The sequence below is a fragment of the Rhizobium sp. BK251 genome, from assembly GCF_004345245.1.
In the GTDB taxonomy this organism is placed as follows: Bacteria; Pseudomonadota; Alphaproteobacteria; order Rhizobiales; family Rhizobiaceae; genus Rhizobium.
The window spans coordinates 135018-151209 of the sequence record NZ_SLUQ01000011.1; the positions used below are offsets into that span (position 1 = coordinate 135018).

Sequence of the window (16192 nt, forward strand, 5' to 3'; positions counted from 1 at the left end):
ATATGCGACCATGCGAGTACGATCGCGGCTAGCCTGTCTTAGCCAATGGGCCGGTGCTGTTCATGAGATCCTCCTAGATGGGGGTAGCCCAATATGCCTGCCTCTATGCCGGCCGCAATAAACATGTCCCGAGCGGCAAGTGGATCCGTGATGCCGCAGAGCGCGCCGAGGCAAGCTGCTCTTGCCTCGATGTATCGTTCTGCGCGGAGCGGTGGCCAACGATTCTTCATGCATACCAACGCTGCGTCCGGTCCAGAGATTCGTTCCCACATGCCGTTGCGGATACAGACCTCGACCGAGGTGGCGTGTTCCAAAGAAGGCGCTACCCCGCCTTAACGTGCGGCTTGTTTGGCCGCCCGGAAGGGTGAGTGGGCGCCGCAGACTTCAATGTTCCGCTCTGTCAGAGCAATTTCAAAGGAATGCCCGAGAATGAAGTGCTGAAGCGCGTTGTCTGTCTAGTCAGCAGACTGGGCAGCATTTCATTTTGCGCGATGCTACCCATAACGACGACTGCCACTCACATCCCGACCGACGACTTCCCTGATGATGGTCAGGGTCTCTCTGGCGGCTTCCTTCGGGGGCAGGGCAGTGTCCGCGACATTGCTTACGAGCCTTGTGATGTCATGGTCTATGTCCCTCTCGGACCATCGTTTTCCTTTGGCGACAGTGATGTACACGGAGTAGGCGTGGTGCATGGTTCCGGGCCGTTCGCCAATGACATGGAGAATGCCCCTGAAGCTATTGGGATTCGCCTTCGCAAAAAGGACTTCGCCGATCCTGTAGCCTGCTCGCACCCTTCCACTGGTAATGAGGATGTTCTTGTTGCTCATTGAGACGCCCGCCTCGGCGAGCAGCCTGCGCATCTCCTCGAGATACGGAGCGAGATGCCCATCGTCCATGATGGCCTTCGCGTTCAGCCCGTCGGAGATGACGATCTGGCCCTGAGGGATATCCTCCCCCCACGAGTCCCTTATTCTTTCGACGTCCCTTATTGAGTCCACGCTCAGCATCTCACCGGTGACGGGGTGTGCGATGTAGTCGTTGCGGTCCTTGGACAGGGTACGCACCGGCACGACATTGGGCACCGCCGCAATGAACTCCGGCGTGAGTACGGCCCACAGAGACTCCTTTGCGTCCTCATACAAGCCGTTGACCTTGGCTGCAAGCGTCTGATTGATATCCCATTTGTTCGGTCCGTGCCCTGTGGCAATGTCGACGCCTCGCTCTTCGATTTCCCGCATCTTCTGCCGGCCTTCCGCGTAGACCTCGTCGCGGGTCCTTTTGTCCCCCTTGGCCAAACGATACTGGAAATACACCCAAAGAGGATCGCCATAGTTTGAGGTGTAGCCGTCGCTTTCATCCACGATGCCAAGTCGTTTGTAGAAGTCCCACATCGCGTCGTTGACCCGGTAGCCGAACTTGTTGCGCAGCCGGACGTGATCCTGAAACGAGGTGGTGAGATAGCTCAGCATCGGGTCGTTCTTGGTGGGCAGCGCGATCAGATAAGCCGGGTTGGCCGGCATGATCTGATCCTGACACCAGTCCAGGTCATCAAGGCTGACCGTCATGTGGAGGGTCGTGCAGATATCGAGGCCGATGGTAAGCCCATGAAGCTTCCCCATCACCAGGTCTTCCAAGCAGCATCTCACCAATTGGTCACGCGTCTTGAAGACCTCCGGCCCGATGAAACCCGCAACATCGTTGACGTGCAGCCAGGCGCCCTGTGGCTGCACCTTCGCCAATACGAATCCTACCGCCCTGCTGAAGCCGTACTTTCGCGACTCGAGGACCATCATGTCGACGCCGTTCGCCGCTCCGTTGGTGAATTCAGAGCCTTGCCCGGTTTCGAAGTAGAGGCCGTGTCTTTCCCCCTTCTTGGCATGCGCATACTTGAGGATTTTGTCATTCGTTATGTCGAAGATCTTGTTGCAATCGTCGGTTCCAGCAAGGCTCTGAAACATCGTGGAAACCGTTTTAGGGAACCTGTCGCCGACCTCCGCCTGAACGTCGACGTGCGCCAGCACGCACCATGGGATCACTTCCTGCAGCTCGAACGTATCGACGACGTCCTTGAGCGCCTGCTCGACCGCGGCGACGCTCGCCACCGTGCTGTCTACCGGATTGGTGCCGATGACGATGTCACCGGTGGCATAGGAGAACGCATCGAACACCTGCCAAATGATGTCCTCGGGATGGTCTGTTGGAGAATTGGGCTGGATACGTGCGCCCATGTACCCCTTCGCCCCAAGCTTGGTGCCGGGCAGCACGTTGAAGATCTTGCGACTTAGCGAGACGAGCTCGTCGTTGCTCATCAGTTTCGGAACGCAACCGATTGTGTCGCTGGTCAGGCCGTACATGACGCCCTTGATCTCGTCCTCCGGTTCGGCGAGAAGAAATTCCTTCAATTGGCCCATCGTCCAGCCCTTGACCTTTTGGAACTGGACCTGATCCGTGGTCTGCCAGATCAGTTGCTGCAGATCGTCTTGAAACAGCGGCCTGCTGTAGAGGTCCTCGAGCCTCGTATTTGCCAGGAGAGTGCGTGCATTCTTTCGCGTTGTTTCATTGTCGGCACCCACTCCGATTGTTTGATCTCCTTCCTTGAAGTCATTCGAAGCGCCGATGACCTGCTGGTAGGCCGTTAGGTCGAAGCCGCCTTTGATCCTGTCGACATATGCAAAGACGTCCTCGCCGTCTTTCACCTCGTCGATCGCGAGGGCGTTTTCGGAGGTCGCCGCCCTCGAGATATGACTGTAGCCTGCAAGCGCAGCGGCCGCAGTTCCCGCGACTAGCAGATCTCGTCTGGAGAGAACAATTCGCCGATCAGAGATCGGGCCCTTGCTCATGGCGACACCAACAGGTCGTCCCGTTCGGGCAGATGCGGTTGAGGTGCGTCCGCTCGCGGCTGCATCCGCAACACAATTCGGCCGTCGATCTTTCCCGCTTCCATACGCTGGAAAATGTCGTTGATGTTCTCGAGGCTCTCCCATGAGAAATGGGGCGCTACCTTGCCTTCCGCCGCAAACTGCAACGACTCCTCCAGATCCTGTCGAGTGCCGACGATCGATCCCCGCACGGTTATGCGCTTCAGGACTGTGTCGAACACAGGCAGAGAGATCATCCCTGGAGGCAGGCCGACGAGCGCCATCGTACCGCGCGACCTGAGGAAGCCGAAGGCCTGCTCCATGGCCGCAGGGGAGACGGCGGTTACGAGGGCGCCATGAACGCCACCGCTGGTTGCCTTCCGTACCTGCTCGACGGCCTCTCCGGCCTTGCAATTTATTGTCACGTCAGCCCCCAGCTTCTTCGCCAACGCCAGCTTTTCTTCGAAGATGTCGGTGGCGACGACGTGCATGCCCATCGCCTTGGCATACTGAACGGCCATGTGGCCTAAGCCACCGACGCCCGAGATGGCGACCCATTCGCCAGGACGTACTTCCGTCTCCTTCAATCCCTTGTAGACAGTCACCCCAGCGCAGAGGACTGGCGCAGCGGGGCCGAATTCCAAACCATCCGGCAATCTGCCAACGAAATCAGGGTCCGCAAGTCCATACTCGGCGAACGTGCCATTGACCGAGTATCCTGTGTTTGATTGCGATGCACAGAGCGTTTCCCAACCGGTCCGGCAGTGCGGACAGTAGCCGCAGGAACTGTGAAGCCAGGGCACGCCAACACGGTCGCCCTCCTTCACTCGCTTCACTCCGGCTCCTACGGCAGAAACATATCCGACGCCCTCGTGTCCAGGAATGAACGGTGGAACCGGTTTCACGGGCCAATCGCCATTGGCCGCGTGCAGATCGGTATGACACACTCCCGTCGCTTCATATTTGACGAGTATCTGCCCCGGCCGCGGCGAGGGCATTGCCATTTCTTCGATTACCAAAGGTGTACGGAACTGTCGAACGACAGCGGCCTTCATCGTCTTGACCATGAGTTTGCCTCCCACTGCAATACTCGAAGATCTTGGCGGGGTGTCGATCGATTTGAAGGCGCAATATGAGAGCGGAAGAGCGCGGGACCTCCCAAAGTGCCGCACCTCTGCCCAGGCGCGAAGTAAACCAGGTCGCTCCCCGACGGCAAACTCAAAGTAAACCTCTTCGGCTCGCTCGACAACAACGAAGCGTTGAGTTGCTCGTGCCAGCAACAGCGTCTCAGCGGCTTTTTGGCCGTGTTCCACTCGCGTCACTAAAGCCAGTTAGTTTGGGGCGCCCCACCTTCGTTGCGCAAAGGCTCCAAGTTCTCGAGTTCGTCGGCTGCACAGGTGAAACGGCGACAAGGAGAACTCTAATCTGGTCCAGCCGAATCCCTAACGAGAAAAGCCCCGTTTGCTAGGCGGGCCTGCCGGGATTATCATTATTTTATGTGAAAGCAGGCGCGGAAGGGCGCTCGTTATTGTGGGAAGTGCCATTTAGTCATCGAACAAGGAGGGCTTATCGTGAACAGGATCCTGGTAGGCCTAAGTCTCGTCGTTTTCGGCATGCTTCTCCTGATCTCGGAGGTTCTCTTTCGAAAGCCCATCAGGAGTCGTTACCGCAATGCGGCAAACGATACTCAGGGCACCGGATTTTTGGGATTAACGAGGAATACGGCGGGTCTCATATTAATGGCCGCAGGAGCCACAATGTTGATCGCCACCGGTTAGTCAGTGGCTGTCGTAATGGCGCACCCGAACGCCACCTCATTGAAATCTAAGGGGTGGCGGACAGCCGCCACTCCCTTCTTCTGTGACGGTCTACCTGATGATCTGCACAACCTTGTAGCTGTGCGGGTCAACGATCACTCGCTGCTGGTTGACGACAGCATATCCATAGCGATCATCATCCGGGACAGGAGTTACAACCACGTTGCGAGGTAGCGGCTTGCCGACCACCACCGGCTCTTGCACGACAACTGCGTCAGCGGACACCGGTTGCTGTTCGACATAAGTTACGACCTTCTGCGGCGGCGGGTCGATCACCGTTCCCGCGATTGCGCCAGCAACGCCGCCAACGGCGGCCCCAACCGGACCTCCGACGATTGCGCCGGTCACGGCACCACCTGCGGCGCCGGTCACAGTGCCGTTCTGAGCAGACGCCGCCGTTGCGAAGGAACCCAAGGCAATGGCGGAAACAATCAGCAGTTTCGTTTTCATGACAACTCCTTTCATTTTCGAGCCATGTATCAACAAAACCTCTGGGACCGCCCTTCGTTCCTCCTATCGCTTCACGTTGTATGAGCCGATGTTACAAACATCGCTCTTGTAAGGAAGGCGACGCGACTTTCCTGCAGGACATCAAAGGATAACTTCCTGGCGATAATGTCACTAATTTCAATAACTTGTCTCTTTGCCGTTGCCTCATTCAAGAAGGGTCAATCTAAGGGACATCGAACCGGGGCCCGGCTGATGGGAGTTTCGGCAACGTTGGTGGCAGTCGCGCGCGTGCTAAAGTTCAAACGACCGAGTGTGAGCGGCGACTTACTTTCCACCAACCTGTCCGCTGCAAGAGCTAAGTGTGGTGTTTCGCATTTCTCCATCGATCGATGGAAGTTCTAACGGCCATTACGGTCCCAACGACTGTCATGCCGGCACTAAGCACTGGCGATCAACAACATTGCGCCCGCTGCCGTCAATATCAGCCCTACCCAATTCCTGGTCATCCCCAGAAACCCGAGACCCTGAGCGTGAGGTTCGAGGGTCGGTATAGTGTCGTTTGCCGATTCACGATGGCGGTCACTGAGCGGCCGTCCGGCGAGTGCCTCCCAGACGAGGAGAAGCATGCCGAAAATAACTAGACTCGTGCCTACCAATATTGTCACGGTCAGCACTCCTTGTTCGGTTGCTAGAATAGGTTAACTTCCCGCGGGCGCTAGCGTTCCGGCAGCCCTTTCGGTCGCGTGCGGAAATCGATCGGCTTCCCAGGCAGTGCTGTCATCGCCTTGCCTCGTCCAGCAGGTTGTCTCCTTCAACAAAATCGACACGCGAAGACGCTTGCGGGTCTCCCGTATTAGCGGTGACCTGTCGCGTTTCGAAAAGCCGCCTTGCTCGCGATGGCTCGAGCCATTGGCCCGAGGTCGAAGGTCCATTCTTGCGGGTTCTTCTACGGGCTGTGAATTCAACAGTCGTCCGGAACAGAACTCACGCGGCAGCGTTGTGAGGATGCGGGAGATAGTGTCGGATGCTTGAGGATCGCTACAACTGGATCAGTCGGCGCGCGCACGAGATTTGGGAGCAAGAGGGTGGTCCAAATGGACGCGACCGAGACCATTGGTCACTGGCTGTCGCAGAGCGGGAAGAATTTGAACACATGTCCATGGATCTTGTCGTAGAGAGGCGCAGCAACGATACCTCGCCGCGTCCCAGAACTATTCTCATCGTCGATGACGAACCGTTAATCAGATTCGCGACGGTAGATGCGCTGGAGCAAGCCGGATACGAGGTGATTGAGGCAGGCAACGCTGACGAGGCGTTAGCTCTCCTGGGGCGGATGGCCGTCGACGCCCTGTTTACCGACATCAACATGCCGGGTTCCATGGACGGTCTTCAACTCGTGTCACGCGTAAGGGAGCGCTCACCCAAAACGCGGATGGTGGTTACATCGGGCCACGTCCACCTTGGTCGTTTCGACCTTGCGAGCGGGGTGGCATTCCTTCCGAAACCTTATCAATATGACAGCCTGATTAAACTACTTGAAGAACTCCTGGCCTAGTGTGAGCGTTCGGAACTCCCACGCGGACGCGGCGAGCGTTTCATGGAGCTATCGCGCTTCACGGCGCTCAACAATTGTCGCTCGCGTCGGCCGGGGTGTGTGGCCGCGGAACTCGCCGGCATACCCCTCCTCACAAACGATAGATACGTCTTGCGTTCTCACAAAACATTGCTTTGCGCTCCGCCTGCGAGAAGTTGGCCGTGATTTCGTCGAAGCCCGCAAATATTGTCTCGAAGCTGCCAACAAGACTATCAACCGGGAAGTTTGACGCGAACATCACCCTTGCCGGCCCAAAGACATCGATAGCATCAAGCACGATTGATCGATTGTCGGCGACGGTCCATGGGCGTCCCGGGATGCCGATCCCGGAGATCTTGATGTTGGCATTGGGAGCGCCCGCCAACATCGTAAGCGCCGCCCTCCATCGGGCGAGCGCTTCAGCGCTGCGGTCGGAGGGCAAGCCGGTATGGTTGAGGATGAGGGTAGTCTCGTCAAAATCATCAGCGAGCATCCGAGCTTCGCCGAGATGCCACCAGGGAACCTGCAGATCGAAGGAAAGGTCGTTGCGAGCCAACATCGCAAAGCCTCGACGCCAGCTCGGATCCGTCATCGAACTGACGATGCCGGCGGCAGCAAGATCGGGACCCGCCGCGGCCCTCGGCTTATGACGAATGCCCCGAACCAGCGGGTTTGCGCCATGAGCCGCAAGCACCTCTTCGGCATCAGCGCGATCGAGCCATGCCTGCGCCACCATCGCGCTCGGCAAGCCGTGCTTAGCAGCGACCCGTCCAACCCACTCCGTCTCCCCGATTGGATCAGCTGGATCCCACTCGGTCTCGATAAAAACCGAGCCAACCACTTCGAAGCGCCCCACATCACGCCGGTAATCGGCAGGCATGTAGTTTCGCCTCAACGCACTGTAGTCGCCATAGCGGAACAGGACGGGGCGCTCGTCGCACAGCCATGGCAGATAATTTCTTTCGATATCCCAGAAATGATGGTGTGCATCGATGATCTGCATGGATGGACCTTAGTTTTTGACGCCGAACCGAGCCTGGCGATGATGCCACACTGGGCGGGAACGAAAAGTGCAATGGATCGAGAGGCAAAATTTTCTGGTGCGTCCCGTGTTTCATGAGAAACAAGCCTCTGAAGTTACTTGCTTTATAAGACGTATTTTGCAATTAATAATTACAGACTCGGGAGGACGCAATGGCTTTTACAAATGTGCCGATCGGCGGGAACATCAATACCAAAATATGGGAGCCGCTTGAGATATCGCTCGAGGCGTCGGGCGACTTCGTGTCGCCCTATACGGAGGTGTCCGTCTGGATCGACCTCACCGGTCCGGCTTTTCGCAAGCGCGTTTACGGGTTTTGGAACGGCGGTCGGGCTTTTTGCATACGTCTGACGGCGCCGCGCGTTGGCGAATGGACCTGGTTCTCGAACAGCAACACCGCCGATATCGGTCTCAATGGCCGATCCGGTCGTATCCTCGCCGAACCTCAAACTGCCGACGACGTGTCTGCCAATCCCAACCGGCGCGGAATGATCGGAATATCGGCCGACGGGCGCGGGCTGCAATATGCCGACGGGACACCGTTCTTCCTGATCGGAGATACCTGGTGGTCGGTGCCGACCTTCAAGTTCCCCCTGCCTCAGGGGGAGCGGCACCATGCCATCGGCCCGGATGCCGACGTTCGCGACTATCTCGAATTCCGTCGGGGTCAGGGATACAATTGCGTGGCATTGCTGGCTGCCATGCCCGCCTGGGCGACCGATGGCTTTGATTCCGATCTTTATGATGACGAAGGAACCCTGTTGCGCAATGCCTGGCGCAAACCGAATTCCCGCTCCCCGATGAGCATGCACAACGAGGGTGGCCGCCCCTTTCTGTTTCCCGGCAAGGTTCCCGGCTTTGAGGAGGTCGTTCCGGACTATGACCGCGTCAATCCGGAATTCTTTAAAATCCTCGATCGGAAAATGGAGAGTATCGATGACGCTGGCTTTGTTCCCTTCATCGAGGTGGCCCGGCGCGATACCGGACCGGCATGGAAGAAATACCACGACTGGCCAAATTCCTATGTGCGTTATGTCCAGTACGTGTTTGCGCGTTATCAGGCCCAAAACGCCATCTTCAGTCCCATCCACTACGATTACTATCTCAAGACTATTCCGGCGCACGAATACAATGAGCCATGCAATGCGGTAATCGAGCAATTCGGTCGCCCGCCGTTCGGCACCTTGCTCAGCGCCAACTCCAATCCCTCGACACTGGCCAATTTTGGTGAAGACGGTCGGTGGCTCGACCTGCATCAGACGGGCAACACGCGCGAGCACTATTCCTACTGGTGGATGGCTGAAATGTACCATTCGAAGCCCACCAGACCGGCGCTTGCCGGTGAACCATACTACTCGGGACTTTATAACCTCGGAACGCCTTACACACTGGGCAAGGAGGGCGACACCCCGGAAGACGACGCCTATGTCCGCTCGGGGATGTATGGCAGCCTGCTCAATGGCGGCTACGCCGGCTATATTTACGGCGCGGAAGGCATCTGGCAATCAGCGGTCGAAGAGGGTTCGCGCGTTTTCATGTGGGATGCCTTCAAATGGAGCTCCGGCGCGACGGTCCAGCATCTGAAGACCTTCGCCTTCGTACGCGGCACGGACTATCGCGCTCTGGTGCCGTGTTCTGATTCACTGGCCAACGCCCGCAATGGGCCAGATCTTGGCTATGAAGGCTGGGCCTATGCCGCCGGTGCGTCCGACCGGAGTTGGTATCTGCTCTATTTCGAGCCCGATTGCGCCGATGCGATCCGCCTTCGCGGCTTTTCCGGACCTGAAAGCTATCGGCTTACATGGTTCGACCCGCGCTCGGGGCAATGGAGCGAGCCCGGCGGAATCGTCACCGTCAGCGCCGATACCAGCCTGCATTTGCCGGCGCTGCCGGACAGGCAGGATTGGGGTCTGATGCTCGAGCGCGTCTCGTTCTAAGAAGAAGAAGCAATCGTCGGTCCGCCGCTTAGCGGGCGGCATTGGCGTGGCGGCGCATGCTGCCGCTGCGAGCCGGTGGCGCCGATGCGGGCGCCCGATTTTCATCCACGACGAAGGCTCTCACCCGCTGCCAACCGCCTTCCATGTGCGCGATCAGCACTCGCGCCAGACGATCAGCGTCGCGCGCATGCAAAGCGTCGATGATCTCCACATGCTCGTCGACAGCGCCTTTCCAGTTAGCGGGCAGGTTGGTGCAGGCGTAGCGGATGCGTTGCATGCGCGCGACAAGTGTTCCATGCAACGTTGCCATGACTTCATTTCCGCCCGCCTCGACAATGGCCCGATGGATGGCGAGGTTGGATGTGAAGTAAGCAGCACGCTCGCCGGCGTCGAAGGCCTGAACCATGCGCTCATGGAGCTTGTCGATCTTCCGAAGCTTGGCATCCGTGGCCCGCTTGACGGCCCGCCTGCCAGCTGCAGCCTCGATTTCGCCGGTGGCCTCCAGGACATCGTGCGCTTCTTGCGGAGTAATCAGCTTGATCATCGCACCCTGACGCGGCAGGGAGATGAGAAGGCCCTCGGCGATCAGCACCTTCAACGCTTCGCGAACAGGTGTCCGGGACACTTGCAGTGCGTTGCTGATTTCGAGTTCCGGAATGACCTCGCCCGGTGTCCAGCTTCCCTGGACAATCATCTCGCGGATGCGCAGGAGGACCTCCTCGTGCATCGAGAGGCGTCGGATAGGCTCCATGAATTCATCTTTCCACAACGGCATCGGGCCGCCGCAGGCAGCGCCGACCGCCTAGATAGTTCCTTCAATCGCCCCAAATGGCAAGACCGCTCTGAGCGTCGAAGAAATGCAGCCTGGCGCAATCCACCGCTATCCTCACACGCTCACCCGTCCTGACAGTCGACTTGGCATCGAACCGGGCCACGCACGCACTGCTGCCGCCGTCGAGCGACTTCGAAATATCCGAAAGCGTGTCCGGATCGATGACCTCCGCCACACGCGCATCGAGATTGAAGTGCACGATATTGTCCGATCCCAGTGCCTCGGAGAGGTAGACATCGGCCGTTATCGTCTGGTCGGGCGGATGGCCGGGCACAAGTGCCAGGTCCTCCATGTCCTCGGGTCTCATTCCGACAATCACCTCGCCGCCTGCATGACGAGCAAGGTCGGGTCGCTGCTGGAATACGCTTTCTGTCACCTGCAGGCTTCGCGAGCCTAGTTTGAGGCTAGCCCCTCCCGCGCCCCTTTCCCCCAACTGGGCATGGTAAAGGTTCATGGCGGGCGAACCGATGAAGGAGGCAACGAAAATGTTGGCCGGCCGGCCATAGATGTTTGAAGGTGTGTCCACCTGCTGGAGCACGCCATCTTTCATCAGTGCAACGCGGTCACCCATCGTCATGGCCTCCACCTGGTCGTGGGTGACGTAGATGGTCGTAGTGCCGAGACGATCCTGGATGCGGGCTATCTCGGAGCGCATCTGCACCCTGAGCTTGGCGTCGAGATTGGAGAGGGGCTCGTCCATCAGGAACACTGACGGCTGACGCACGATAGCCCGGCCCATGGCGACGCGCTGTCGCTGGCCGCCTGAAAGCTGACCGGGCCGTCGGCCGAGATAGGGTTCAAGCTGCAAGATCCCGGCTACTTCCGTGACCTTGCGATCAATCTCCTGGCGCGGCACCTTTGCTATCTGGAGGGCAAAGGCAATGTTGTCATAGACGCTCATATGCGGGTAGAGCGCGTAGTTCTGAAACACCATCGCAATGTCGCGATCCTTTGCATGGACTTCGTTGACCACCTCGCCGTCGATGGCAACGGTGCCACCGCTGATTTCCTCAAGCCCCGCAATCATGCGCAGAGCCGTGGATTTGCCGCATCCGGACGGACCTACGAGGACCAGGAATTCCCCGTCGGCGATATCGACGCTGAGCTTGTTCACCGCCGTGATGTAGCCGTGGGCATATTGCTTGGTAAGATTGTCGAGAACGACCTTTGCCATGGCGGATCCTATTTGAAACCTTGCGTGGCAACGCCCTGGACGAGGTAGCGTTGCGAAGCGATGAAAAATCCGAGGACGGGGCCGATGGCGAGCACAGCCATCGCGAACATGCCCCCGAACGACGACTGGCCACCACCCGAATCCACGAACATGCGCAGTCCCAGCGGAACCGTCATGCGTTCAAGACCGGACAGGTAGATGAGCTGTCCCAGGAAGTCGTTGTATGTATTGAGGAAGGTGAAGATCGAGGTAGTCACGATGGCCGGTGTGCACAAAGGCAGGATAATACGGGTGAAGCGCTGCCAGTAGGAGGCGCCATCGACCATCGCCGCCTGCTCGAGTTCCCGAGGCAGGGTGCGCATGAACTGCACCATAAGAAAGATGAAGAAGGCGTCCGTGGCCAAAAACTTGGGCACGACCAGCGGCAGGACGGTGTTGACCCAGCCGATCTTCACGAAGGCGATGTATTGAGGAATCAACTGGACATGAATCGGCAACATGATCGATCCGATCATGATGGCAAACCAGAACCCCTTCCAGCGGAAATGGAGCCTGGCGAAAGCATAGCCGGCAAGGCATGCCGCCATGACGTTGCCCAGAACTGAGAGGGCACAGATGATGAAGGAATTGATGAAAAACGCGCCAAAGGTGACATTGCCGAAGAAGTTCCATCCGTTTGCATAATTCTCCAGCGTCCAGCGCGTGGGCAGCGAGCTCAGCTCGGCGAATATCTCGTTCTGTGGCTTGAAGGACGAGACGATCATCCAGATGACCGGATAGATCATCACCAAGGCCAGAGAGATCAGCGCGAGGTGTGCAAAGAAGGCCCGCATCGGCGAGATCCTGCCAAAGCGGCTCCGGATTCTCATCGCGCGGCGGGAAGGAGCTGAATGATCTTGGTCAATCGTCGCCATAGTAAACCCAGAACTTGGAGGACCAGAAGAGCAAGCCGGTGAAAGTCGCGATGACGACAAGGAGGAGCCAGGCCATGGCGGAGGCGTACCCCATGTCGAGCTGAACGAAGGCGCGCTTGTAAAGATATAATGTGTAGAGCAACGTGCTCTCGGCCGGGCCCCCGGTGCCATTGGAGACGATGTAGGACTGCGTGAACGCCTGGAAGGCGTGGATCATCTGCAGGATGAGGTTGAAGAAGATGACCGGCGTCAGCAGAGGCAGCGTTATCCGCCGGAACTTGATCCAGGCGGAGGCACCGTCAATCGAGGCGGCCTCATAAAGGGAGGCCGGAATCTGGCGCAGGCCGGCCAGGAAAATCACCATTGCCGAACCGAATGTCCAGACATTGAGGATGACCAGCGTCCAGGGAGCGGTATCGGGATTGGCAACCCAGCTCTGCCCTGCAGCGCCGAAAAGACCGAGGAAGTCATTGAAGATGCCGCGCGAACCGAACACCTCGCGCCAAAGCAAGCCGATGGCCACGCTTCCGCCTATCAGCGAGGGAACATAGAAGATCGAGCGGTAAAACGCCAAGCCGGAAAGCCCGCGATTGAGAACGACAGCCACCGCAAGCGACATCAAAAGCACGGTCGGAACCGTCCAGCCCACGAAAAAAAACGTAACGCGCACAGCAGCCCAAAATTGCGGGTCCTGGGTGAACATCTCGATGTAGTTTTCCAAGCCGACCCAACGTGGCGGCCTCAGAATGTTGTAGCGAGTAAACGACAGGTAGAGCGAGATCAGCGTCGGGCCGAGTGTTATGAAGATCAACCCGACGAACCATGGCGCAAGGAACATGTAGGCCGCCCGGTTTTCAAGCTGCCGCGGCGTCAGGCGCGACCGCCGCATGACTCGCATAGGCCCAGCGGCTGCGGCCGGAGACCCGGCCAGCCGCGACTGGAATGATGTATGGCTCATCGCAAGGCGCCTACCTCTGTGAACGAGACAAGGTGGCCGGTCGCGGCCCTTGCGAGACGCGACCGGCTTACATCGATTAGCCGCGGATCAGGCGCCCGATCTGGTCGAGCATCGCGGTTGCGGCATCGTCGGGCGTTGCTCGGCCGAAGGCCACGGATTCATAGGCAGTCGTCAGCGCCTCGACCACCGCGGCATAGCCGCCGGCAGGAAAGAAGGCGGCCCTGGCCTGTGGCGCGACCTGATTGTAGACCTCGATCAGCTGGCGCTGGCCGGCCGTGGCATTCGGATTCTTGAGCTGCTTTTCTCGAAAACGGTCGACGGTGACCACTCCGTTGTCCGACAGGTAAATGTCTGCGGCCTGTTCGTTCTGAAGGAAGAAATTCGACCATGCAGCGACGAGCTTGGCAGAATCGTCATTGCAGTTGGCTCCGATGGCAAAGCCGTTAGCGCCGATATCGTCGCCGGGCCCGGCAGAGCCTCTCGGATAGGGGTGGAGTACGAGCTCCTCGCCGGGCTTTGCGGCGGCGAGCTGCTTTTGATGTGCGTCAAGCTGATTGGCGGGGCGGGCATCGACAGCGATACGGCCGTTGGCGAGCAACGTGTCGTCGATGATGTTGTCCGGAATTTCCGACATCATGTCAGCAGGCTCGGTATCGCCCGCCTTGCGGAGACTTTCCCAATAGGTGAAATAGCGCGCAATAGTATCCTTGCTGACCCCGATGGTACCGTCGGGTTTGAAGAGGACTTCCCCGCTTCCCTGGACAAAGTTGGTAAAGCCGTCCATGGCCTGCCCGAGATTGCCGGTGGCGTATGTGCCTTGGGGCAGCTTTGCGGAAAGATCGGCCACGAATTTCGCATAGTCATCCCAGGTCCAGTCTGCAGGTGGCACCTTCAGCCCGGCCGCCTCGATCTGGGTCTTGTTCATCAGCAGCGTAAAGTAGAAGACGCCGCTCGGGATGAAATAGAGTTTGCCGTCCGGGCCGCGGCCAGTATCGAGCACGGTCTTTTCCACACCGCTTACGTCTAGAGTACCGTCGGCGACCAGATCATCGAGGGGTCGCAGGATCGCAGGATCCGCGTACTGAGCCAGCCATCGCGACTGCATCGTGATGGCGCAGGGCTGATTGCCGCTGGCCGACTGCACGGTCAGCTTGTCCCAATAGGAATTGAATTCGCCGGGCTCCCGGCTGATCTTGACCCCGGGATTGGCTGCCTCGAAAAGCTTGGCTATCTCTTCGGTCTTCTGGTTGCGCGTCGTTGCGCCCCACCAGGTAAAGCGGAAATTGCCGGAAAGATCCTGCGCCAGGGCGGGCGGGACAAAGATACTGAGCGTCAAGGCGCTTATTATTGCGGCAAGGCCGATGCGGAAACCACTATGGCCGGCGAGCTTTAATGACATGCGTTCATCCTCCCAAATGAAAGCGCCGCAGTGGCGCGGCATGCGATTCTGCGCGGGCATATTGCGAGACTCGCACGGTCGCGATCGCAGCGGACCTCGGCGCTTCTCGTTCATCGACAGATTGCGGCACGGCTCCTCCCGACCCGCATCTGCAACTACCGTTCCGTCAGCCAGCGACTCTATGGGATCAACCGACCGCCTGGTCTCCAACCCTCACATGCGAGCCTCGATATGCGCAACTAGCGTTTTTCAACGTGATCTATAGAAGAACATTATAGCTTCTGGAAATGCTCCGACCTTACAGCACCTTTGCCTTCCAGATCGATGAGGAAGCCTTTTCGCGCAGGATGGCGTGAATTCGTTTGGCCACCTCGCGCGTTGCTTTGGTCAGTTGGCGGCTTTCGCTGTAGGCCATCGATACCGTGCGCGTGATGGCCGGCGAACAAATACGAACACTTGCCAGTGGTGGGTCGAGCAGGGAATCGTACAAGGCTGCGCGCGACAGAACAGTCATACCCATATTGCGCTGCACGAGCCGGTGGATCTGGGAAAGGGAATCGATCTCGATGCGGGGCACCCTTGCAACACCGTTGCGTTGGGCTGTCTCGTCGAAGAGCTGTCGCAGTCCATGATGCTGGGTGGGCAAAACCATCGGCACGCCAGCCAGGCGATCGAGCGGCACCTCGCCGTTTTCATCGAGCAGGGGAGCGATCGTTTCCATGCGGTCGGCAGCGAGATAGAGCTCTTCTTCGATCAGGGGCTCCACTTGCACGCCACTGATCGACTTGACGCCGAAAACCAGCCCGAGATCAAGCCGGCCTTCCCTTAGCCAATCGACAATATAGCCCGACATCGATTCCACTACGCGCAGTCGTACATCGGGCAATTCGGCAAGGATCGTTTCCACGAGGGGTACACAGAGTACGGCGGTGAGCGAGGTCGGCACACCGAAATTGACCGTGCCTACTGCCGTCTTGGCGTGGAGACGCACACTCTCACGCGCGGTCTCGGCAGCATGCAGGATCTGCCGGGCATGGCTCAGCAACTCCATCCCCTCGCTGGTCAGTGCCACGCCGCGCGGCCGGCGCTCGAACAGGCTGACGCCAAGCTCCTGCTCCAACGCCTTCACGCGGATGCTCAGGGAAGGTTGGGCGATATGCAATTGCTCCGAGGCAGCGAGGATCGAACCGCAGTCGGCAATGACAACGAAATAGCGAAGGTCACGCAAATCCATC

At 58.5% G+C, this 16192-nt stretch carries 11 protein-coding genes and 1 pseudogene; 2 read left to right on the plus strand and 10 right to left on the minus strand.

Features of this window, described 5'->3' with window-relative positions; all coding sequences use genetic code 11:
* Nucleotides 1-494 precede the first annotated feature (494 nt).
* The 3 genes and pseudogenes from eutB to EV286_RS26515 form a co-directional block, all read right to left on the minus strand.
* The gene (eutB, locus tag EV286_RS26505) at nucleotides 495-2843 is read right to left on the minus strand and encodes an ethanolamine ammonia-lyase subunit EutB (protein ID WP_132960178.1); all 2349 of its coding nucleotides are present in this window, start codon (nucleotides 2841-2843) and stop codon (nucleotides 495-497) included.
* A 59-nt stretch (nucleotides 2844-2902) separates the two neighbouring features.
* Nucleotides 2903-3928, minus strand: a pseudogene (gene adhP, locus EV286_RS26510) (alcohol dehydrogenase AdhP); the annotation flags it as partial.
* 801 nt (nucleotides 3929-4729) lie between these two features.
* The gene (locus EV286_RS26515) at nucleotides 4730-5128 is read right to left on the minus strand and encodes a DUF1236 domain-containing protein (protein ID WP_132960180.1); all 399 of its coding nucleotides are present in this window, start codon (nucleotides 5126-5128) and stop codon (nucleotides 4730-4732) included.
* Nucleotides 5129-6152: 1024 nt separating this feature from the next.
* On the opposite strand from EV286_RS26515, the gene EV286_RS26525 reads away from it, so the two are divergent.
* Nucleotides 6153-6683, plus strand: coding sequence for a response regulator (locus EV286_RS26525; protein WP_132960182.1), 531 nt, complete (start codon nucleotides 6153-6155; stop codon nucleotides 6681-6683).
* A 130-nt stretch (nucleotides 6684-6813) separates the two neighbouring features.
* Here EV286_RS26525 and EV286_RS26530 read toward each other — a convergent pair whose 3' ends face one another.
* Nucleotides 6814-7704 carry an amidohydrolase family protein gene (locus EV286_RS26530; protein ID WP_132960184.1) on the minus strand — a complete coding sequence of 297 codons (891 nt, stop codon included), beginning with the start codon at nucleotides 7702-7704 and terminating at the stop codon, nucleotides 6814-6816.
* Between the two features lie 191 nt (nucleotides 7705-7895).
* Between EV286_RS26530 and EV286_RS26535 the strand changes: the two genes are divergently transcribed.
* Nucleotides 7896-9680, plus strand: coding sequence for a DUF5060 domain-containing protein (locus EV286_RS26535; RefSeq protein ID WP_132960186.1), 1785 nt, complete (start codon nucleotides 7896-7898; stop codon nucleotides 9678-9680).
* Between the two features lie 28 nt (nucleotides 9681-9708).
* Here EV286_RS26535 and EV286_RS26540 read toward each other — a convergent pair whose 3' ends face one another.
* The 6 genes from EV286_RS26540 to EV286_RS26565 form a co-directional block, all read right to left on the minus strand.
* Complete coding sequence (locus EV286_RS26540) at nucleotides 9709-10431, minus strand: GntR family transcriptional regulator (protein WP_165932949.1); 723 nt, start codon at nucleotides 10429-10431, stop codon at nucleotides 9709-9711.
* 64 nt (nucleotides 10432-10495) lie between these two features.
* Complete coding sequence (gene ugpC / locus EV286_RS26545) at nucleotides 10496-11686, minus strand: sn-glycerol-3-phosphate ABC transporter ATP-binding protein UgpC (protein ID WP_132960190.1); 1191 nt, start codon at nucleotides 11684-11686, stop codon at nucleotides 10496-10498.
* Between the two features lie 8 nt (nucleotides 11687-11694).
* Entirely contained in the window at nucleotides 11695-12555 is an 861-nt protein-coding gene (locus EV286_RS26550) for a carbohydrate ABC transporter permease (RefSeq protein ID WP_348633584.1), read from the minus strand.
* Nucleotides 12556-12586: 31 nt separating this feature from the next.
* Complete coding sequence (locus tag EV286_RS26555; RefSeq protein ID WP_165932950.1) at nucleotides 12587-13558, minus strand: sugar ABC transporter permease; 972 nt, start codon at nucleotides 13556-13558, stop codon at nucleotides 12587-12589.
* Between the two features lie 76 nt (nucleotides 13559-13634).
* Entirely contained in the window at nucleotides 13635-14957 is a 1323-nt protein-coding gene (locus EV286_RS26560; protein ID WP_165932951.1) for an extracellular solute-binding protein, read from the minus strand.
* 298 nt (nucleotides 14958-15255) lie between these two features.
* On the minus strand, nucleotides 15256-16191 hold the full coding sequence (locus tag EV286_RS26565) for a LysR family transcriptional regulator (protein WP_132960196.1): 936 nt from the start codon (nucleotides 16189-16191) through the stop codon (nucleotides 15256-15258).
* Between the last annotated feature and the right edge of the window lies 1 nt (nucleotide 16192).